Raw genomic sequence first — 19,286 nt, 5'->3', positions numbered from 1 at the left:
CGTGCGGCGGCTATCGGGCAGGGATTACTGCCCGGCTTCAGCCTTGGGCGGTTTGCTCGCATCCATGCCGAACCATTTCTCCGACAGGGCCATCAGTCGCCCATCGGCCTTGATCCGCTGCAGGGCGCTGTCCAGGCTCGCCTGGAACGCCGGGTTTCCTTTCTGGAAGGGAATCGCCAGGCTCAGGGTCGGGCCCACCTTGGCGCCTTCCTTTACGGGCAGGCGACTGTCGCGAATGGCATAGGGAATCAGCAGGCGGTCGCTGATGGCCGCGTCGATCTGTTTGTCCGCCACATCCTTAATCGGTTGCTGGGCATCGGCATAGCTGCGCAGGTTGATGCCTTCCACGGTCCGTGCCTGATCAACGAACTGGCTGCCCTGAGCCACGCCCAGCGCCTGGCCACGCAGGGCCTGGAGAGAAAGCAGCGGGCGTTGTTCTTCCTTGCGCACGATCAACTGGGCGCTGGAATAGCTATAGGGCTCGCTGAAATCGAAACGATCCTTGAGTTCCGGGGTCACTGCTATGTGGTTGATGGCCACGTCGAACTTGCCGCTCTCCACACCTGGCAGCAACTCGGTCGCCGCGGTCACCACGAAGTCCGCGCGCACGTCCAGCTCACTGGCCAGCAACTGCCCCAACTCCACCTCGAAGCCGGTGAGTTTGCCGTCGTCCTTGAAGTTGAAGGGTGGCGTATTGGCTTCCAGGGCGATGCGCAGTTCCCCGCGGTCATTGATGTCGTCCATCAGTTCGGCTTGAGCGCCAGTGCTCACAAGGGGTAGCAAAAGTATCAGGCCAGGCAGGAAACGCATGGTCACTCCTTGAATTTATATGAGCGATGCGCCGTTCAGGCTCGCTTTGCTAAGGTGTTGAGTGCCTTCGACAACGAATCGCCACGAAGTTGTCATAACCGTAAAAGATTTGCGGAAAAACTGGAGAAGATAATGAAAAATTTTATGTCCCGTGCGGCCTTGGCCAGTCTGTTGCTTGGAGCCTCGATGCTGGCGGGCGCGGCGGATATTCCTCGTACTCAGGCACCAGCGGGCGCCAAGGTGTTCATCGTTTCACCTGCTGATGGAGCCACCGTGGACAAGACCTTCAAGGTCAAGTTCGGCGTTGAAGGCATTGCCCTGGCACCGGCGGGCGATCAGACCGCCAATACCGGCCACCATCACCTGCTGATCGATGTCGATCAACTGCCGGCCGAGAACCTGCCGATCCCGATGGACGCCAACCACCTGCATTTCGGCAAGGCCCAGACCGAAACCGAAGTGACCTTGACCCCGGGCAAGCACACCCTGCAGCTGGAGCTGGGCGACAAGAACCACGTGCCGTTCAGCCCGGTCATTGTCTCCAAGAAAATCACAGTAATAGTGAAATAATCGTAAACGCTGCGCAAAAAAAGGGAGCCTTGATGGGCTCCCTTTTTTGCGCAGCTAGCTGCAAGGTTTCAGCTACAAGCTGCAAGCCAGTTATGGCTTGCAGCTTGAAACTTGCCGCTGCTCTTAGAACAGCACACGGCAACGGATGGTGCCGTTGATGTGCTGCAGCTTCTCTTGCGCCAGGTCCGAGTACTCGGCGTCGACGTCGATTACCACGTAGCCGACCTTTTCGTTGGTCTGCAGGAACTGACCGGAGATGTTGATGCCGTTTTCGGCGAAGACCTTGTTGATCTCGCTCATCACACCCGGGATGTTCTCGTGGATGTGCAGCAGGCGGTGTTTGCCTGGGTGGGCCGGCAGCGCCACTTCCGGGAAGTTGACCGAGGAGACCGAAGTACCGTTGTCGCTGTACTTGACCAGCTTCTCTGCCACTTCCAGGCCGATGTTGGCTTGGGCTTCAGCGGTGGAACCGCCGATGTGCGGAGTCAGGATCACGTTGTCCAGGCCGCGCAGCGGGCTTTCGAACTCTTCGTCGTTGGAGCGCGGTTCAACCGGGAACACGTCGATGGCCGCGCCGATCAGGTGCTTGTCCTTGATCGCGTCCGCCAGGGCGTCCAGCTCAACCACGGTGCCGCGAGCGGCGTTGATCAGGATGCCGCCTTTCTTGATAGCGCGGATTTCCTTTTCACCGATCATCCACTGAGTGGCCGCGGTTTCCGGCACGTGCAGGGTGACGATGTCGGACATGCCCAGCAGCTCGTGCAGGTTGCCCACCTGGGTGGCGTTGCCCAGTGGCAGCTTGGTCACGGTGTCATAGAAGAACACCTGCATCCCTAAGCCTTCGGCCAGGACCGACAACTGAGTACCAATGGAGCCATAACCGACGATACCCAGCTTCTTGCCGCGGATTTCGAAGGAGTTGGCCGCGCTCTTGATCCAGCCGCCACGGTGGCAGGAAGCGTTTTTCTCAGGGATGCCGCGCAGCAGCAGGATGGCCTCGGCCAGTACCAGTTCGGCGACCGAACGGGTGTTGGAGTAAGGCGCGTTGAACACCGCGATGCCGCGCTCGCGAGCGGCGGACAGGTCAACCTGGTTGGTGCCGATGCAGAAGCAACCCACTGCGACCAGTTTCTTCGCGTGGTCGAAGATCTCTTCGGTCAGTTGAGTGCGGGAGCGAATACCGATGAAGTGTGCATCGGCGATCTTTTCCTTGAGCTGGGCTTCCGGCAGAGAACCGGTGAGGTACTCGATGCTGGTGTAGCCGGCGGCCTTGAGGACGTCGACAGCGGATTGGTGGACGCCTTCGAGGAGAAGGAACTTGATCTTGCTCTTATCGAGAGAAGTCTTGCTCATCTGCGTAAACCTGTGTCCCGGAGAAAAATGGCAGGGAAATGGACAGCTTGAGCTGACCTGGACGGCATGCAACCGCCACCGCAGAAAGGCCCTTGGGCACTCTCTAGCGGGGGCGGTATGCTAGCATACGCGCCCCGCTAAACACTCATTCCTGCGACGTGAAGCGTTCTCAGGATGACCATGAATTGTTCGAGAGTTCTGTCGATGACCAATCCTGCCCTGATTGATGAGCTGAAGACCCTGGTTGAGCCTGGCAAGGTGCTGACCGACGCTGACTCCCTGAATGCTTACGGCAAGGATTGGACCAAACACTTCGCCCCGGCCCCCACGGCCATCGTGTTCCCCAAGACCACCGAGCAGGTCCAGGCCATCGTGCGCTGGGCCAATCAGCACAAGGTCGCGCTGGTGCCTTCCGGCGGGCGGACCGGGCTCTCGGCCGCTGCCGTGGCAGCCAACGGCGAAGTGGTGGTGTCCTTCGACTATATGAACCAGATACTCGACCTGAACCTGACTGACCGCACCGCGGTGTGCCAGCCGGGGGTGGTCACCGAACAACTGCAGAACCTGGCGGAAGAAAACGGCCTCTACTACCCGGTGGACTTCGCTTCTGCCGGTTCCAGTCAGATTGGCGGCAATATCGGCACCAATGCCGGTGGTATCAAGGTGATTCGCTACGGCATGACCCGCAACTGGGTGGCCGGCATGAAAGTGGTCACCGGCAAGGGCGACGTGCTGGAGTTGAACAAGGACCTGATCAAGAACGCCACCGGCTATGACCTGCGCCAGTTGTTCATCGGCGCCGAAGGCACCCTGGGCTTCGTGGTCGAGGCCACCATGCGTCTGGATCGGGCGCCAAAGAACCTCACCGCCATGGTGCTCGGCACCGCCGATTTCGACTCGATCATGCCGGTGCTGCACGCTTTCCAGAGCAAGCTCGACCTGACCGCCTTCGAATTCTTCTCCGACAAGGCCCTGGCCAAGGTTCTGGCCCGTGGTGACGTGCCGGCTCCCTTCGAGTCCGACTGCCCGTTCTACGCCTTGCTGGAGTTTGAAGCGACCACTGAAGAAGTGGCCAACCACGCCCTGGAAACCTTCGAGCATTGTGTCGAACAGGGTTGGGTGTTGGACGGGGTGATGAGCCAGAGTGAAACCCAGTTGCAGAACCTGTGGAAGTTGCGGGAATACATCTCCGAGACCATTTCCCACTGGACCCCTTACAAGAACGATATTTCGGTCACTGTTTCGAAAGTGCCGGCTTTCCTCAAGGAAATCGACGCCATCGTCGGCAAACACTATCCGGACTTCGAGATCGTCTGGTTCGGTCACATTGGCGACGGCAACCTGCACCTGAACATCCTCAAGCCGGACAACCTGAGCAAGGACGAGTTCTTCGCCAAGTGCGCCACGGTCAACAAGTGGGTATTCGAAACCGTCGAGAAGTACAACGGTTCGATTTCCGCCGAACATGGCGTGGGCATGACCAAGCGTGATTACCTGACCTACAGCCGCTCGCCGGTTGAGATCGAGTACATGAAGGCAGTCAAGGCAGTGTTCGATCCGAACGGCATCATGAACCCGGGCAAGATCTTCGCTGTTTGAGTGCAAGCAGCGCCCTGATGAAGCACACGAGCAGGAGTCGGTAATGAGCTATCAGCACCAGTATGTCGACGGTACCCGGATTCATTTCCCTCTGGGCAAGGTGGTTTGCATCGGTCGTAACTACGCCGAGCACGCCAAGGAGCTGGACAACCCGGTTCCCACCGAGCCCCTGCTGTTTATCAAGCCCGGCAGTTGCGTGGTGCCGCTGGAAGGTGGTTTTGCCATTCCCACCGAGCGCGGCTCGGTGCACTACGAGGCGGAAATCGCCGTGCTGATCGGCAAGCCATTGTCCACCAAGCCCAGCCGCGAAGAAGTGCTGGACGCCATCTCCGGTTTCGCCCCGGCCCTGGACTTGACCCTGCGCGACAAGCAGGCCGAGCTCAAGGCCAAGGGCCTGCCTTGGGAAATCGCCAAGTCGTTCGATGGCGCGGCGGTTATCGCGCCATTCGTGGTGGGCAGCAGTTTTGCCGACCTGACGGATATCGGCATCCGCCTGACCATCAACGGTGAGGTGCGCCAGGACGGCAACAGCAGCGATATGCTCAATCCCATAGTGCCGATGATCCAGTACATGGCCGGCTGCTTTTCCCTGCAGGCCGGCGATGTGATTCTCACCGGCACCCCGGTTGGCGTCGGGCCGCTGAATGTCGGTGATGAACTGGTGCTGGAGCTGCCGGGCGTCAGTCGCTTCACCAGCAGCGTCCGTTGATCGGGAACTTTCTACGAGGACCCGGGAATCCGGCACACCTCGTAGAAAGATCACGGCCTTTTACTGTTTTTTCACATTCGTTCCGGATAATTCCTAGGTCTATGGTTCGCCGATCTGAACACTGCGTGCTATTAACCATGGCCGACCTCTGGAAATCTTGTGATGGACGCTCCTCCTCTGACTAAGCCTCTCGGCAGTCGTATGTCGCGTATTCGCCTGCGCATGCGCTGGTACTCCTGGCTGCTGCTGGCGGGGGTGATCTGCTATGGCGTTGCCAGTCTCCTGCATTGGGACGACCGTGGCGCGCTCTGGGTGCAGGAGCGGTTTGTCAGTCCTTCCGAGCGCAGCGCCAGCATCTGGCTACCCGGTTACCGCGTGGTCATCGATGCCAAGGCGCTGCCTGGCATGGAGAGCGATGAAGCGTCGGATCTCTCCTACAACCCGCAGACCAAAACTTTGTTTTCGGTGATGGGCAAGCATCCGTTCCTGGCGGAGCTGACCCTGCAAGGCGACGTCCTGCGCAAGATCCCTCTGGTGGGCTGGAGCAACCCGGAAGGGGTGGCAGTCTTGGAGAATGGCTTACTGGCGATAGTCGATGAGCGTCAGCATTCGCTGGTGATCGTCAAAGTTGATGCCAGTACCAAAGAGCTGAACATCGCCGATTTTCCGACCTACGACCTGGGCCCTTCGGAAGATCAGAACAAGGCTTTTGAAGCCATTGCCTGGAACCCGCGCAAGCAGCAACTGCTGTTGGGCGAGGAGCGTCCAGCGGCACTCTTCACCTGGAGCAGCGATGGCAGCCAGGCGCTCAAGGGCAGCAAGCAGAAACTCGCCAGCGAGGAGCTCGACTTGCGCAACCTCTCGGCCCTGGGCATTGACCCGCGCACCGGTCATACCCTGGTGCTGTCCGCCGACTCTCATCTGTTGCTGGAGCTGGACGAGCAGGGTGAGCAAGTCAGCTTCATGGCCTTGCTCGGCGGCTTCAACGGCCTGCAGAACACCATTCCCCGGGCCGAAGGCGTGGCCATGGATGAGGCCGGCAACCTGTACATGGTCAGCGAGCCCAATCTGTTCTATCGCTTCGAGAAGCAATGATCTCCTGGTCCGGCGCCTTTGCCGGATCGTGGATTAAGCTTGAATTCAGACGGCTGTGATATTTCATCAGCCTGTCCTGATTTCGAGTTCGCCCGCCATGTATCGTCTGACCCGCTTGCAACCTCTCTATCTGATCCTCTGCCTGATGGCGGTGCTGCTTGCCGCGTTTGCCCACAACCATCGGTTGTGGCAGCGCGCCTGGTTCGACTGGCAATCCTACTGGCAAGTGACGGCCCCGCAATCTCTGGGCCTGGGTGATTATCGAGTGGTACTGGAGGCGCAGCCTATTGAGGGGCTGGATGAGGTTTCGGCACTGACCTACGATCCGCTGCGCAACAGCCTGTTCACCGTGACCAACAAGAATTCCGAGCTGGTAGAGCTGTCCCTGGACGGGCAGGTCCTGCGGCGTATTGCTCTGCTGGGCTTTGGTGATCCGGAGGCAGTGGAGTTCATCAGCGCCAATACCTATGTGATCAGCGATGAACGGCAGCACCGGCTGATCAAGATTCAGCTGGACGACGAAACCACCGTGGTGGATGCGGCAGAGGCCGAGCAGATCACGCTCGGTGTGCACCTGTCGGGGAACAAGGGCTTTGAAGGCCTGGCTTACGATTCACAGGGCCAGCGCTTGTTCGTCGCCAAGGAACGCGACCCGATGCTGATCTATGAGGTGCAGGGCTTTCCCCATCACGATCCGGAAAAATCCTACGGGGTGCATGTGCTCAACAACCCCAAGCGGGATGCCGGGCTTTTTGTACGCGACCTCTCCAGCCTGCAATACGACGAGCGCAGCGGCCATCTGCTGGCCTTGTCGGACGAGTCGCGCCTGGTGGTGGAACTGGACGTCGACGGGCGCCCGCTGAGCACCCTGGCATTGGGCAAGGGCCGCCAGGGCCTGAGCAAGGCCGTGCCCCAGGCCGAAGGAATAGCCATGGATGACGACGGCACCCTGTATCTGGTGAGCGAGCCGAACCTGTTCTACGTCTTCAAGAAACCTGAACTGTAGAGGCGGTCGGGCGGCATTCTGCTTGCCGGCGAAGAGGCCCTTGGGACGGCCTTCGCCGGCAAGCCTGAGCCTGCCCGCAGGGCAGGCTCAGGCCTTGAGGGTTTTCACCCCTTCGGCCGTACCCAGCAGCAGTACATCCGCAGGGCGCGCGGCGAACAGGCCGTTGGTGACCACGCCAACGATGGCATTGATCTGGCGTTCCAGCTCCACCGGGTTGGTGATCTGCATGTTGTGCACGTCGAGGATGATATTGCCGTTGTCGGTGATCACCCCTTCGCGGTACACCGGGTCGCCGCCCAGTTTTACCAACTCGCGGGCCACGTGGCTGCGGGCCATCGGGATCACTTCAACTGGCAGTGGGAAGTTGCCCAGCACCGGTACCAACTTGCTGGCGTCGGCGATGCAGATAAAGGTCTTGGCCACGGCGGCCACGATTTTTTCCCGGGTCAGGGCTGCGCCGCCGCCCTTGATCAGGTTCAGGTGCTCGTCGCTCTCGTCGGCACCGTCGATGTAGAACTCCAGGTCGCTGACGGTGTTGAGCTCGTACACCGGAATGCCGTGGCCCTTGAGGCGTGCGGCGGTGGCTTCAGAGCTGGCTACGGCGCCATCGAAGGCGCCCTTGTGCAGGGCCAGGGCATCGATGAAGCAGTTGGCGGTGGAGCCGGTGCCGACCCCGACGATGCTCTTGTCATCGAGTTTCGGAAGGATAAGGTCGACGGCGGCCTGGGCGACTGCCTGTTTGAGTTGATCCTGGGTCATGCGGGCTCCGAAGCGGGCAATGGGGGGGCACAAAGGCCGGCATTATAGGCGCCGCGACAGATCCGGTCATTGCCCGTTTGGCTAATCGGCCAGGCCGGGCGGGAGAGTTGGCAATACGGGGTAGGGCGGCGAGGGCGCCGGCTAAAACCTCTGTATTCGTGTGGTCGCCCGGGCAAACGCTGGGTTAGACTCCTTGGCCCTGCCCAACCCGCTCAGTGATGCTTTCCGATGCTCGAACAGTACGTCAAGAAGATCCTCACCTCGCGCGTTTATGACGTTGCCGTAGAAACCCCATTGCAGACTGCCCGCCAGCTCTCCGAGCGGCTGGGCAATCAGGTCTGGCTCAAGCGTGAAGACTTGCAGCCGGTGTTCTCGTTCAAGATTCGCGGCGCCTACAACAAGCTGACCCAACTCAGCGACGCCGAACGCGCCCGTGGCGTGGTCACCGCATCGGCGGGCAACCATGCTCAAGGCCTGGCCCTGGCGGCCAAGGTGCTGGGGGTCAAGGCCACCATCGTGATGCCCAAGACCACGCCGGAGATCAAGGTCGAAGGCGTGCGCTCCCGCGGCGGCAAGGTGGTGCTGCATGGCGACTCTTTCCCCGAAGCGCTGGCCTATTCGCTGAAGCTGGTGGATGAAAAAGGCTACGTCTACATCCATCCTTACGACGATCCCCACACCATTGCCGGGCAGGGCACGGTGGCCATGGAGATCCTGCGTCAGCACCCGGGGCCACTGGACGCGATTTTCGTGCCGGTGGGCGGCGGCGGGCTGATCGCCGGTATTGCCGCTTATGTGAAGTACCTGCGTCCTGAGATCAAGGTGATCGGTGTCGAGCCGGACGACTCCAACTGCCTGCAAGCGGCCATGGCAGCGGGTGAGCGGGTCGTGCTGCCGACGGTGGGCATTTTCGCCGACGGCGTGGCGGTGGCGCAGATCGGTCAGCACACCTTCGATATCTGCAAGGACTATGTGGATGAAGTGATTACCGTCAGCACCGATGAAATCTGTGCGGCAATCAAGGACATCTACGACGATACCCGCTCGATCACCGAACCTGCCGGCGCTTTGGGCGTTGCGGGGATCAAGAAGTACGTCGAGCAGCGCGGTATCACCGGGCAGACCCTGGTGGCCATCGATTCCGGGGCCAACGTCAATTTCGACCGCCTGCGCCACGTTGCCGAGCGCGCCGAGCTGGGCGAGGGCCGCGAAGCCATCATCGCCGTGACCATTCCCGAGAAACCGGGCAGCTTCAAGGCGTTCTGCGAGGCGGTGGGCAAGCGTCAGATCACCGAATTCAACTACCGCTACAACACCGGCAGCGAAGCCCACATCTTTGTCGGCGTTCAGACCCACCCGGAAAACGATCCGCGCAGTGCCCTGGTCGCCAGTCTGACCGAGCAGGGTTTTCCGGTGATCGACCTGACCGACAACGAACTGGCCAAGCTGCATATCCGTTACATGGTCGGTGGCCATGCCGAGAAGGTCAGCGACGAAGTGGTGCTGCGCTTCGAGTTCCCGGAGCGTCCGGGGGCATTGTTCAACTTCCTCAACAAACTGGGCGGGCGCTGGAACATCTCCATGTTCCATTACCGTAACCATGGTGCGGCCGATGGCCGAGTGGTCGCCGGCCTGCAAGTACCGGCCGATGAACGTCATCTGGTACCGGCGGCTCTGGAGCAGATCGGCTATCCGTACTGGGATGAAAGCGATAACCCGGCTTATCAGCTGTTCCTCGGCTGAGCGACTACGCTGAGGATCGGAGCCTTAAGGAAGCGAGAACATGGAAACACTGACCACGCTGAAGACGCTTCATGTGCTGGCTACCGTGCTGCTCTTGGGCAGTGCGCTGGGTTTGGCGATCTGGGTCTGGCGCTTGCGCCGCCAAGGTGATGCGACGGTCTACAGCCGCGTGCTGCACCGCCCGGGACTGTTCGGCTGGCTGCTGCTGGCGGTGGGTTTGCTGGCCCTGCCATTCAGCGGCTGGTGGCTGGTTCATCTGGTGGGTTGGCCGCTGGGGCAGACCTGGATTCTGGGCTCCAGTGTGCTCTACACCCTGGGCGCTCTGGCCTGGCTCTGGCTGATGGTGCGCCTCAACCGCCTGCGTCTGGCCAAGGCGGCCAGTGGCCTGACCTTCACCCTGGCGCTGGCAATCTTCAGTGCGGTGTGTTTCGTCACCATTGCTGGCCTCATGGGCGCCAAGCCGGTCTAAGCCTTAAGGATTGCCATGAAGGTTGTTCTGGTGGGGGCGACAGGGTTTGTCGGCCGTCATCTGCTGGCGGCGTTGCACGCCGCCGGCCATCAACTCATCGCCACCAGTCGCCATCGGCAAACCCGGAGTCTGCCTGGCGTGGAATGGCGGCAACTGGACCTCGATCGCCTGGGCCTTGAGCCCCAGCCTTTTGACTTGCCCGCTGATACCGACCTGTTGATCAACGCTGCCGGGTTGTTGAGCAATGATGCCCAGGCGTTGACCCTGACTCAGGATCTGGGGACTCGTGCGCTGTTTGATCTGGCGGCGGCCCGGGGTGTGCGGGTGTTGCAGATTTCCGCCTTGGGCGCCGGCCAGCAGCCGCAAGTGCCGTTTCTGGCGAGCAAGGCGGCTGCGGATGATTACCTGCTGCGCCTGGGGATTCCGGCCGTGGTGTTGCGGCCATCCCTGGTGCTCGGCGCGGGTGGTGCCAGCAGTGGCTGGCTGGCCCGGCTGTCGCCCTGGCCGCTGATTCCGTTGTTGTCCGCCAAGGCTCGAATGCAGCCCCTGCATGTGGATGACCTGAGTGCTGCCGTGCTTGCGTTGATCGGACAATGGCCCGCGCAGTCCATGGTGCTGCCGCTGGTTGGCCCTGAACGGCTGACCATGGCGCAGTTGCTGGATCGCCTGCGTGCGGCCCAGGGCTGGGCCCCGGCGCGCTACTTCCAGTTGCCCTCAGTGGTCTTGGCGCTGGTCGCAAGGATTGGGGAGCGCCTGGGCTGGCGGGCCCTGAACCGGCAGAGCCTGAGCATGGCCCGTTGCGACAACCTGGGGGACCCTGAAGTACTGGCTTCGGTCTGCGGTTATCACGCCGCGCCCTTGGCAGCCCGGCTGCAAGACTGGCCGCAGGCCGCGCAGAGCACCCAGTTGGCCCTGCGACCGTTGCTGCTGGCGGTCATGGTGCTGATCTGGCTGGGTACGGCGGTGGTGTGCATCGGTCCCGGCTATGACTGGGGCTTGCGGATCATGGCCGAGGCCGGGGTGCAGGGCGCCTGGGCGGTACTGGCGGTGATCGCGGGATCGCTCTGCGACGCGGTGCTGGGTGTCGGTCTGCTGCTGCGGCGTTGGCGCCGGCGGGCCCTGCAGGCGCAGCTCGCACTGATGCTCGGCTACACCCTGATCATCAGTCTGATCCTGCCGCATTTCTGGTTTGACCCTTATGCCGCCGTGGCCAAGAACCTGGTGCTGATGGTGGCGACCCTATGGCTGTTGTGGACTGAACCCCGTCGATGAGTGCTTATCTGCTGTTGAAAACCCTGCATATCCTGTCCTCGACCGTTCTTTTCGGCCTCGGCGCGGGCTCGGCCTATTACGCACTGCGGGCCTGGCGCAGCGGCGAGCTGGAAGTGATTGCCGTGACATTCAAGCATTTGGTGTTCGCCGATTGGGCCTTTACTGCAACGACGGCCGTCTTCCAGCCGTTGAGTGGGCTGGGATTGGTGCATCTGGCGGGCTGGCCGATCCAGCAAGCCTGGCTGATGTGGAGCTTGGGGCTCTATGTCTTGGCGGGGCTGTGCTGGTTGCCGGTGGTCTGGTTGCAGATCCGGGTGCACAAGATGGCTGAGCAGGCGCTGCGGGACGGCGTGCCGATGCCACTGCGGGCCAATCTTTACATGCGCTGGTGGTTCGCCTTGGGCTGGCCGGCGTTTCTGGCCTTCATGGCGATTTTCTATCTGATGGTGGCCAAGCCTGTTTAGCAGCCTTCGCCGGCAAGCCGGCTCCTACGGCTTGTAGGAGCCGGCGCAGCGCTCAATCCCGCAGGCTGATCACCTGCCAGCCGCGCTTCAGAGCCTCGGCCCGCAGGTTTGGATCAGGGTCGACGGCCACTGGGGTGGCCACTTGCTCCAGCAACGGCAGATCGTTCATCGAGTCGCTGTAGAAGTAGCTGCCTTCCAGGTCATGACCGGTTTCTTCCAGCCAGCGCTGCAGGCGGATGACCTTGCCTTCACGGAAGCACGGTACGTCGGTGCTGCGTCCGGTGTAGCGGCCGTCCTGCATTTCGCATTCGGTGGCGATCAGGTGTTCCACCCCCAGGCGCTCGGCGATCGGCGCGGTGATGAAACGATTGGTGGCGGTGATGATCACCAGCTTGTCGCCGGCCTCGCGGTGCTGGGCCAGCAGGGCCTGGGCCTTGGGCCGCAGGATGGGCTCGATGCAGTCGCGCATGTAGTCGCGATGCCATTGCTCAAGCACGGCCATCTCGGTGCGGCCGAGGATTTCCAGGCAGAAGTTCAGGTAGGCGGCGTTGTCGAGTTTGCCGGCCAGGTAGTCCTGGTAGAACTCGTCGTTGCGGGTCTTGTAGGCGACGGCGTCGAGGAAGCCCCGCTCGCACAGGTAGTCGCCCCAGGCGTGGTCGCTGTCGCCGCCCAGAAGCGTGTTGTCCAAGTCGAATAAAGCCAGGCGCATTGCAGTTACTCGCTGAAAAGTCGCGGAAAAAGGTGCCCAGAATACGGTCTTTTCACAAGAGTGCACATAAGGTAAGCAGCCTCGTTGCTGCATTCCCAAGCTTTGTGGAACAATGCGGCGACATGCGTTTGCGAGGTTGTAGCCGTGATCGACCCCGATGGTTTCCGCCCCAATGTCGGGATCATTCTGACCAATGATGCCGGACAGGTGCTATGGGCTCGCCGTATCAATCAAGATGCCTGGCAGTTTCCTCAAGGGGGCATCAACCCCGACGAGACGCCGGAAGACGCCTTGTATCGCGAGTTGAACGAAGAAGTAGGGCTGGAGCGCGAAGATGTGCAAATTCTCGCCTGCACCCGGGGCTGGTTGCGCTATCGTTTGCCGCAGCGCCTGGTCCGGACCCACAGCCAGCCGCTGTGCATCGGCCAGAAACAGAAATGGTTTCTCCTGCGCCTGATCTCCAACGAGCAGCGGGTGCGGATGGATTTGACCGGTAAACCGGAATTCGATGGCTGGCGCTGGGTCAGTTATTGGTATCCGTTGGGCCAGGTGGTGACATTCAAGCGCGAAGTGTATCGCCGCGCTCTCAAAGAGCTTGCCCCGCGCCTTTTAGTGCGCGACTGACGACGGAGTTCGACCCCGAGCCATGCTCAATACGCTGCGCAAGATCGTCCAGGAAGTTAACTCCGCCAAGGATCTCAAGGCGGCGTTAGGGATTATTGTATTGCGCGTCAAAGAGGCCATGGGCAGCCAGGTCTGCTCGGTCTATCTGCTGGACCCGGAAACCAACCGTTTTGTGCTGATGGCCACCGAAGGCTTGAACAAGCGTTCCATCGGCAAGGTCAGCATGGCCCCCAACGAAGGCCTGGTGGGCCTGGTGGGCACGCGGGAAGAGCCCCTCAACCTGGAAAACGCCGCCGATCACCCGCGTTATCGCTACTTCGCCGAAACCGGTGAGGAGCGTTACGCCTCGTTCCTCGGCGCCCCGATCATTCACCATCGCCGCGTAGTCGGTGTTCTGGTCATCCAGCAGAAAGAGCGCCGCCAGTTCGATGAGGGCGAAGAAGCCTTCCTGGTGACCATGAGCGCGCAACTGGCCGGGGTGATCGCCCACGCCGAGGCCACCGGTTCGATCCGCGGCCTGGGGCGTCAGGGCAAGGGTATTCAGGAAGCCAAGTTTGTCGGCGTGCCAGGTTCCCCCGGCGCCGCGGTAGGTAGCGCGGTGGTGATGTTGCCACCGGCTGATCTGGATGTGGTCCCGGACAAATACATCACCGACATCGACGCTGAACTGGCGCTGTTCAAGACCGCCCTGGAAGGGGTGCGCGCCGATATGCGGGCGTTGTCGGAAAAACTCGCGACCCAACTGCGTCCGGAAGAGCGCGCGCTGTTCGACGTCTATCTGATGATGCTCGACGACGCCTCCCTGGGCAGCGAAGTGAAGACCGTGATCAAGACCGGGCAATGGGCCCAGGGTGCGTTGCGCCAAGTGGTCACCGATCACGTCAACCGTTTCGAACTGATGGACGACGCCTACCTGCGTGAGCGTGCCTCGGACGTCAAGGACCTGGGGCGGCGGCTCCTGGCCTATCTGCAGGAAGAGCGCCAGCAGACCCTGGTCTACCCCGACAACACCATCCTGGTCAGTGAAGAACTGACCCCGGCCATGCTCGGCGAAGTGCCGGAAGGCAAGCTGGTGGGGCTGGTCTCGGTGCTGGGTTCGGGCAACTCCCACGTGGCCATCCTGGCCCGGGCCATGGGCATTCCCACGGTGATGGGCCTTGTCGACCTGCCGTACTCCAAGGTCGATGGCATCCAGATGATCGTCGACGGCTATCACGGCGAGGTCTATACCAACCCCAGTGACGTGCTGCGCAAGCAGTTCGCCGATGTGGTGGAAGAAGAGCGGCAACTGGCCCAGGGCCTGGACGCATTGCGCGACCTGCCTTGCATCACCCCTGATGGCCACCGCATGCCGCTGTGGGTCAACACCGGCCTGCTGGCCGATGTGGCCCGGGCGCAGAAGCGCGGTGCCGAGGGCGTAGGCCTGTATCGCACCGAAGTGCCGTTCATGATCAACCAGCGCTTTCCCAGCGAGAAAGAACAGCTGGCGATCTATCGCGAGCAGTTGGCGGCCTTCCATCCGCAACCGGTGACCATGCGCAGCCTGGACATCGGTGGCGACAAGTCGCTGTCGTACTTCCCGATCAAGGAAGACAACCCCTTCCTCGGCTGGCGCGGCATCCGCGTGACCCTCGACCACCCGGAAATTTTCCTGGTGCAGGCCCGGGCCATGCTCAAGGCCAGCGAGGGCCTGAACAACCTGCGCATCCTGCTGCCGATGATTTCCGGTATCCATGAGCTGGAAGAAGCCCTGCACCTGATCCACCGTGCCTGGGGTGAAGTCCGCGATGAAGGCACCGACGTGCCCATGCCGCCAGTGGGGGTGATGATCGAGATTCCGGCGGCGGTGTATCAGACCCGGGAACTGGCGCGCCAAGTGGACTTCCTCTCGGTGGGCTCCAACGACCTGACCCAGTACCTGCTGGCGGTAGACCGCAACAACCCGCGGGTCGCCGACCTCTACGACTACCTGCATCCGGCCGTGCTGCAAGCGCTGCAGAACGTGGTGCGTGATGCCCACGCCGAAGGCAAGCCGGTGAGCATCTGTGGCGAAATGGCCGGTGATCCGGCGGCGGCGGTGCTGCTGATGGCCATGGGTTTCGACAGCCTGTCGATGAACGCCACCAACTTGCCGAAAGTGAAGTGGATGCTGCGTCAGATCAACATGAGCAAAGCCAAGGAACTGCTGGACGAGATGATGACCATCGACAACCCGCAAGTTATCCACAGCTCGCTGCAATTGGCGCTGAAGAAACTCGGCCTGGCACGGATGATCAATCCGGCTTCGAGCAAGACCCTGTAATCGAAGTATTTGCTTCGCCAGCCAGCCGACTCCTACAACGGCCTGTGTAGGAGCCGGCTGGCTGGCGAACGTTTCACACTTTCAGCTCGACCTCTCCCAGATGCCCGCCATAAGGGCCAAAACTGCGCTCCAGCAGATGCCGCGAGCCGTCCGCGTTGACGATCAGCGCGGTGCTGGCGCGGGTGCCGTAGCTGGGGCTGGCGATGAATACGCTGGACAGCAGGCTTTCCGTAGCCAAACCCACTCCGGTGTCCGGCAGTTCGGCGAAGGGCGCGGTGTGCGGATCGCTGAGTAACGCCAGCAGGGCCTGGGGTTGTGGATTGGACAGCACTTCCTGCAGCGCGGCCTTGGCCTTGAGCAGCTTGGGCCACGGCGTATCGAGCCCGGCATTGGACAGGCCGTAGACGCCGGGCTTGAGCAATTGCGGTTGCACATCCTGGGCGTTGTAGTGCCACAGTTGCTCCGCTGTGCCCAGCAACAGGTTGAACCCGGCGTACTCCACCGAGCGGCCCACCACATCGTGCAGATAATCTTCCAGGGCTACGTCGCCAGCGAGAAAGCGCGCCACCAGTTCGCCCCGGGAGCGTCGTGCCGGGGGCTGATGCGGGTTGCGGATATTGGTCAGGGCGGCAAAGCGGCCATTGGCACCGACACCAAGCCAGGTGCCTCCGGCCTCCAGGTCGCGTCCGGCGTGGATCTGCGGCGACTCCGGCCATTGCCCCAGAGGCAGGCTGGGCCGGGCGTAGAATTCGTCACGGTTGGCCGCGACGATCAGTGGCTGAGCATGACCCGGCCGCCAGGCGAATACGATCAAGCACATTAAGGTGGCCCCCTGTGTGTTTTTGCCCACTTTACGCACAGATCCAATGGGTATCCATCGCCATCCAGTGGAGTCCGGGGCGGCGCATCCGTTACCATGCCGGTCTTATTTTCGGATGCTCCCATGGAATTTCTGCTCTATCTGCTGCTGGGCGCCTGTGCAGGTGTGCTGGCCGGGCTGTTCGGCGTGGGCGGCGGGATCATCATTGTCCCGGTGCTGGTGTTCAGTTTCACCCTGCAAGGCTTCGATGCCTCGGTGCTGACCCATCTGGCGGTCGGCACTTCTCTGGCCAGCATCATCTTTACCTCGGTCAATGCCGTTCGCGAACACCATAGCCGTGGCGCGGTGCGCTGGCCGATCTTCGCCTGGATGGCCCTGGGCATCCTGCTGGGGGCCGGTTTCGGCGCGCTGACCGCCGAAGCGATTTCCGGCCCGCACCTGCAAAAAATCATCGGTGTCTTCGCCCTGGTGGTGGCCTTGCAGATGACCCTGGAGCTCAAGCCCAAGGCCAGTCGCCAGGTGCCCGGCAAGCTGGGGCTGGCGGCGGCCGGCGGTGTGATCGGCTGGGCTTCGGCGATCTTCGGCATTGGCGGCGGCTCGCTGACGGTGCCGTTTCTCACCTGGCGCAGCGTACCGATGCAGCAGGCGGTGGCTACATCCTCGGCGTGCGGCTTGCCCATCGCCCTGGCCAGCGCCTTAAGTTTCATGATTCTGGGCTGGCATGATCCGCAGCTTCCGGCTCATAGTCTCGGCTTCGTTTATTTGCCGGCGCTGCTGGGCATTGCCCTGACCAGCATGGTGTTCGCCCGTATCGGTGCGCGCCTGGCCCACACACTGTCGCCACGCCTGTTGAAACGCTTGTTCGCCGCGCTACTGTTCTGCGTGGGGATCAGCTTTCTGTTCTGAGTGGTGACGCAATCCTGGCTTAATCCTGGGCTGGCAGTTTGCCCCGGGACATTTGAGTTCTAACCCTTACGAGGAGTCGCAATGCTGCCTTACCCGCAGATTGATCCGGTAGCGCTGGCCATCGGCCCGCTGAAAATCCACTGGTACGGCCTGATGTACCTGATCGGTATTGGCGGCGCCTGGTTGCTGGCGTCGCGCCGGCTGAACCGTTTCGATCCGACCTGGAGCAAGGAGAAGCTCTCGGACATGGTGTTCTGGATGTCCATGGGGGTGATCGTCGGTGGGCGACTGGGTTACGTGCTGTTCTACGACCTCAGCGCCTATCTGGCCAACCCGACCCTGATCTTCGAGGTGTGGAAGGGCGGCATGTCGTTCCACGGCGGTTTCATCGGAGTAATGCTGGCGGCCTGGTGGTTCGGCAAGCGCAACAACAAGACTTTCTTCGAACTGATGGACTTCGTCGCGCCCATGGTGCCAATCGGCCTGGGTGCCGGGCGAATCGGCAATTTCATCAACGCCGAGCTGTGGGGCAAACCCACCGACGTGCCATGGGCGATGATCTTCCCGCCGTTCAGCGATCCGGCGCAGTTGCCGCGTCATCCGTCGCAGTTGTATCAGTTCGCCCTGGAAGGCGTGGCGTTGTTCCTGATCCTGTGGCTGTTCTCGCGCAAACCCCGGCCGACCATGGCGGTTTCCGGTATGTTCGCCCTGTTCTACGGGATCTTCCGTTTCATCGTCGAGTTCGTCCGGGTGCCGGACGCACAGCTGGGCTACCTGGCGTGGAACTGGCTGACCATGGGTCAGGTTCTGTGCGTGCCGATGATCCTCGGCGGCCTGGGACTGATCTGGCTGGCTTATCATCGCGCTCCGGCCCAGAGCGCGGCGCAATAAATTCGAATCCCGGGGCGTGCCCCGGGTTCAAGGATGCAGGTAATTCATGAAGCAATATCTTGATCTGGTGGCCCACGTCATCAACAACGGCACCAAGCAGGCCAACCGCACCGGTGTGAACACCATCAGCTTTCCCGGGGCCATGCTGCGCTACGACCTCAAGGAAGGTTTCCCGGCCATCACCACCCGCAAGATGGCCTTCAAGTCGGCCATCGGCGAAATGGTCGGCTTCCTGCGCGGGGTGAACAACGCCGCCGAGTTCCGTGCCCTGGGCTGCAAGGTCTGGGACCAGAACGCCAACGAAAACGCTCAGTGGCTGGCCAACCCGTTCCGCCAGGGCGATGACGATCTGGGCGAGATCTACGGCGTGCAGTGGCGCAAGTGGCCGGCCTACAAGCAGATCAAGACCAGCAACCAGGCAGCCATTGACCTGGCATTGAGCCAGGGCTACCGGCAGATCGCCGCCGGCGAGGAAGACGGCCAGGGTTACGTGGTGCTGTACAAGGCCATCGATCAGGTACGCCAGTGCGTTGACACCATCATCAACGACCCGGGCAGCCGGCGAATCCTGTTCCACGGCTGGAACTGCGCGCAGCTGGATGAAATGGCCCTGCCGCCGTGCCATCTGCTGTACCAGTTCCACCCCAATGTCGAGACCCGGGAGATCTCCCTGACCCTCTACATCCGCTCCAACGACCTGGGGCTGGGGACGCCGTTCAACCTCACCGAAGGCGCCGCGCTGCTGAGCCTGATCGGTCGCCTGACCGGCTACACACCGCGCTGGTTCACCTACTTCATCGGTGATGCCCACGTCTACGAAAACCACCTGGACATGCTCAACGAACAGCTCAAGCGCGAACCGTTCCCGATGCCCAAACTGGTGATTTCCGAGCGCGTGCCGGAGTTCGCCAAGACTGGCGTCTACCAGCCTGAATGGCTGGAACTGATCGAGCCGAGCGATTTCTCCCTGGAAGGCTATGAGCACCACGCGCCGATGACCGCGCCGATGGCGGTTTAAGTCTTTTAGCGGCTGCACCCAGGTGCCGCGCGGCCCCTGTCGATTTCCCCCGATATCTTTATCGACCTTTGCCCGGGAGCTCTTCCGGGCATTGCCCTGCCTGCCGGGCGTCAAGGCTCTCAGGAGTGGTCCGGGAAAGCCTGGACGTCGTCCTTTTGACGTTGATC

At 61.6% G+C, this 19,286-nt stretch carries 19 protein-coding genes; 14 read left to right on the top strand and 5 right to left on the bottom strand.

Going from position 1 to position 19,286, the window contains the following annotated elements:
- Positions 1 to 24: 24 nt before the first annotated feature.
- Positions 25 to 810 carry a transporter substrate-binding domain-containing protein gene (locus tag WIN67_RS29305; RefSeq protein ID WP_268561839.1) on the bottom strand — a complete coding sequence of 262 codons (786 nt, stop codon included), beginning with the start codon at positions 808 to 810 and terminating at the stop codon, positions 25 to 27.
- 132 nt (positions 811 to 942) lie between these two features.
- Between WIN67_RS29305 and WIN67_RS29300 the strand changes: the two genes are divergently transcribed.
- Entirely contained in the window at positions 943 to 1,380 is a 438-nt protein-coding gene (locus WIN67_RS29300) for a DUF4399 domain-containing protein (RefSeq protein WP_102862135.1), read from the top strand.
- 123 nt (positions 1,381 to 1,503) lie between these two features.
- Here the strand turns inward: WIN67_RS29300 and serA are convergent, their stop codons facing one another.
- A complete protein-coding gene (gene serA / locus WIN67_RS29295) occupies positions 1,504 to 2,733 on the bottom strand; it encodes a phosphoglycerate dehydrogenase (RefSeq protein ID WP_011064084.1) in 1,230 nt (409 codons plus the stop codon).
- A 204-nt stretch (positions 2,734 to 2,937) separates the two neighbouring features.
- On the opposite strand from serA, the gene WIN67_RS29290 reads away from it, so the two are divergent.
- From WIN67_RS29290 to WIN67_RS29275, 4 genes are all read left to right on the top strand, one after another.
- Entirely contained in the window at positions 2,938 to 4,332 is a 1,395-nt protein-coding gene (locus tag WIN67_RS29290) for an FAD-binding oxidoreductase (protein ID WP_110594287.1), read from the top strand.
- A gap of 43 nt (positions 4,333 to 4,375) precedes the next feature.
- Complete coding sequence (locus WIN67_RS29285; protein ID WP_102862133.1) at positions 4,376 to 5,041, top strand: fumarylacetoacetate hydrolase family protein; 666 nt, start codon at positions 4,376 to 4,378, stop codon at positions 5,039 to 5,041.
- A gap of 162 nt (positions 5,042 to 5,203) precedes the next feature.
- Positions 5,204 to 6,136, top strand: coding sequence for an SdiA-regulated domain-containing protein (locus tag WIN67_RS29280; RefSeq protein WP_213665216.1), 933 nt, complete (start codon positions 5,204 to 5,206; stop codon positions 6,134 to 6,136).
- Between the two features lie 97 nt (positions 6,137 to 6,233).
- The gene (locus WIN67_RS29275; RefSeq protein ID WP_102862131.1) at positions 6,234 to 7,142 is read left to right on the top strand and encodes an SdiA-regulated domain-containing protein; all 909 of its coding nucleotides are present in this window, start codon (positions 6,234 to 6,236) and stop codon (positions 7,140 to 7,142) included.
- An 87-nt stretch (positions 7,143 to 7,229) separates the two neighbouring features.
- On the opposite strand, the gene rpiA is transcribed toward WIN67_RS29275, so the two are convergent.
- Positions 7,230 to 7,901: a ribose-5-phosphate isomerase RpiA gene (rpiA, locus tag WIN67_RS29270; RefSeq protein ID WP_102881205.1), complete on the bottom strand. Its 672-nt coding sequence runs from the start codon at positions 7,899 to 7,901 to the stop codon at positions 7,230 to 7,232.
- A 228-nt stretch (positions 7,902 to 8,129) separates the two neighbouring features.
- Here rpiA and ilvA point away from each other — a divergent pair, with 228 nt between their 5' ends.
- From ilvA to WIN67_RS29250, 4 genes are read left to right on the top strand one after another with little or no spacing between them, the layout of a single operon-like run.
- Entirely contained in the window at positions 8,130 to 9,644 is a 1,515-nt protein-coding gene (gene ilvA / locus WIN67_RS29265; protein ID WP_110594292.1) for a threonine ammonia-lyase, biosynthetic, read from the top strand.
- Positions 9,645 to 9,684: 40 nt separating this feature from the next.
- Positions 9,685 to 10,113 carry a DUF2269 family protein gene (locus WIN67_RS29260; protein WP_102881203.1) on the top strand — a complete coding sequence of 143 codons (429 nt, stop codon included), beginning with the start codon at positions 9,685 to 9,687 and terminating at the stop codon, positions 10,111 to 10,113.
- A 15-nt stretch (positions 10,114 to 10,128) separates the two neighbouring features.
- The gene (locus WIN67_RS29255; RefSeq protein ID WP_267269075.1) at positions 10,129 to 11,385 is read left to right on the top strand and encodes an SDR family oxidoreductase; all 1,257 of its coding nucleotides are present in this window, start codon (positions 10,129 to 10,131) and stop codon (positions 11,383 to 11,385) included.
- On the top strand, positions 11,382 to 11,849 hold the full coding sequence (locus WIN67_RS29250) for a DUF2269 domain-containing protein (protein WP_339070384.1): 468 nt from the start codon (positions 11,382 to 11,384) through the stop codon (positions 11,847 to 11,849). Before WIN67_RS29255 ends, WIN67_RS29250 begins: the two co-directional genes overlap by 4 nt.
- A gap of 52 nt (positions 11,850 to 11,901) precedes the next feature.
- Here the strand turns inward: WIN67_RS29250 and WIN67_RS29245 are convergent, their stop codons facing one another.
- Positions 11,902 to 12,558 carry an HAD family hydrolase gene (locus WIN67_RS29245; RefSeq protein WP_339070383.1) on the bottom strand — a complete coding sequence of 219 codons (657 nt, stop codon included), beginning with the start codon at positions 12,556 to 12,558 and terminating at the stop codon, positions 11,902 to 11,904.
- Between the two features lie 144 nt (positions 12,559 to 12,702).
- Between WIN67_RS29245 and WIN67_RS29240 the strand changes: the two genes are divergently transcribed.
- Positions 12,703 to 13,182: an RNA pyrophosphohydrolase gene (locus WIN67_RS29240; protein ID WP_011064073.1), complete on the top strand. Its 480-nt coding sequence runs from the start codon at positions 12,703 to 12,705 to the stop codon at positions 13,180 to 13,182.
- 22 nt (positions 13,183 to 13,204) lie between these two features.
- Entirely contained in the window at positions 13,205 to 15,484 is a 2,280-nt protein-coding gene (gene ptsP, locus WIN67_RS29235; RefSeq protein ID WP_102862125.1) for a phosphoenolpyruvate--protein phosphotransferase, read from the top strand.
- Positions 15,485 to 15,557: 73 nt separating this feature from the next.
- Here the strand turns inward: ptsP and WIN67_RS29230 are convergent, their stop codons facing one another.
- Positions 15,558 to 16,304, bottom strand: a complete 747-nt coding sequence (locus tag WIN67_RS29230) for an NRDE family protein (protein ID WP_110594297.1) — start codon at positions 16,302 to 16,304, stop codon at positions 15,558 to 15,560.
- A 123-nt stretch (positions 16,305 to 16,427) separates the two neighbouring features.
- Here WIN67_RS29230 and WIN67_RS29225 point away from each other — a divergent pair, with 123 nt between their 5' ends.
- The 3 genes from WIN67_RS29225 (at position 16,428) to WIN67_RS29215 (ending at position 19,119) form a co-directional block, all read left to right on the top strand.
- Positions 16,428 to 17,210: a sulfite exporter TauE/SafE family protein gene (locus WIN67_RS29225; protein WP_339070382.1), complete on the top strand. Its 783-nt coding sequence runs from the start codon at positions 16,428 to 16,430 to the stop codon at positions 17,208 to 17,210.
- An 81-nt stretch (positions 17,211 to 17,291) separates the two neighbouring features.
- Complete coding sequence (gene lgt, locus WIN67_RS29220) at positions 17,292 to 18,101, top strand: prolipoprotein diacylglyceryl transferase (protein WP_102862122.1); 810 nt, start codon at positions 17,292 to 17,294, stop codon at positions 18,099 to 18,101.
- 46 nt (positions 18,102 to 18,147) lie between these two features.
- Entirely contained in the window at positions 18,148 to 19,119 is a 972-nt protein-coding gene (locus WIN67_RS29215) for a thymidylate synthase (RefSeq protein ID WP_015637397.1), read from the top strand.
- The last annotated feature ends 167 nt before the right edge of the window (positions 19,120 to 19,286 follow it).

Origin of the sequence: Pseudomonas idahonensis, from assembly GCF_037903935.1 — a bacterium.
GTDB lineage: Bacteria > Pseudomonadota > Gammaproteobacteria > Pseudomonadales > Pseudomonadaceae > Aquipseudomonas > Aquipseudomonas danubii.
This window is presented reverse-complemented; position numbering and strand designations above follow the sequence as displayed.

Coding starts and splice junctions, on each gene's coding strand:
- WIN67_RS29225 (WP_339070382.1), top strand. CDS start 16,428: ATGGAATTTCTGCTCTATCTGCTGCTGGGCGCCTGTGCAGGTGTGCTG.
- WIN67_RS29255 (WP_267269075.1), top strand. CDS start 10,129: ATGAAGGTTGTTCTGGTGGGGGCGACAGGGTTTGTCGGCCGTCATCTG.
- lgt (WP_102862122.1), top strand. CDS start 17,292: ATGCTGCCTTACCCGCAGATTGATCCGGTAGCGCTGGCCATCGGCCCG.
- rpiA (WP_102881205.1), bottom strand. CDS start 7,901: ATGACCCAGGATCAACTCAAACAGGCAGTCGCCCAGGCCGCCGTCGAC.
- WIN67_RS29245 (WP_339070383.1), bottom strand. CDS start 12,558: ATGCGCCTGGCTTTATTCGACTTGGACAACACGCTTCTGGGCGGCGAC.
- ptsP (WP_102862125.1), top strand. CDS start 13,205: ATGCTCAATACGCTGCGCAAGATCGTCCAGGAAGTTAACTCCGCCAAG.
- WIN67_RS29280 (WP_213665216.1), top strand. CDS start 5,204: ATGGACGCTCCTCCTCTGACTAAGCCTCTCGGCAGTCGTATGTCGCGT.
- ilvA (WP_110594292.1), top strand. CDS start 8,130: ATGCTCGAACAGTACGTCAAGAAGATCCTCACCTCGCGCGTTTATGAC.
- WIN67_RS29250 (WP_339070384.1), top strand. CDS start 11,382: ATGAGTGCTTATCTGCTGTTGAAAACCCTGCATATCCTGTCCTCGACC.
- WIN67_RS29275 (WP_102862131.1), top strand. CDS start 6,234: ATGTATCGTCTGACCCGCTTGCAACCTCTCTATCTGATCCTCTGCCTG.
- WIN67_RS29300 (WP_102862135.1), top strand. CDS start 943: ATGAAAAATTTTATGTCCCGTGCGGCCTTGGCCAGTCTGTTGCTTGGA.
- WIN67_RS29260 (WP_102881203.1), top strand. CDS start 9,685: ATGGAAACACTGACCACGCTGAAGACGCTTCATGTGCTGGCTACCGTG.
- serA (WP_011064084.1), bottom strand. CDS start 2,733: ATGAGCAAGACTTCTCTCGATAAGAGCAAGATCAAGTTCCTTCTCCTC.
- WIN67_RS29305 (WP_268561839.1), bottom strand. CDS start 810: ATGCGTTTCCTGCCTGGCCTGATACTTTTGCTACCCCTTGTGAGCACT.
- WIN67_RS29290 (WP_110594287.1), top strand. CDS start 2,938: ATGACCAATCCTGCCCTGATTGATGAGCTGAAGACCCTGGTTGAGCCT.
- WIN67_RS29285 (WP_102862133.1), top strand. CDS start 4,376: ATGAGCTATCAGCACCAGTATGTCGACGGTACCCGGATTCATTTCCCT.
- WIN67_RS29230 (WP_110594297.1), bottom strand. CDS start 16,304: ATGTGCTTGATCGTATTCGCCTGGCGGCCGGGTCATGCTCAGCCACTG.
- WIN67_RS29215 (WP_015637397.1), top strand. CDS start 18,148: ATGAAGCAATATCTTGATCTGGTGGCCCACGTCATCAACAACGGCACC.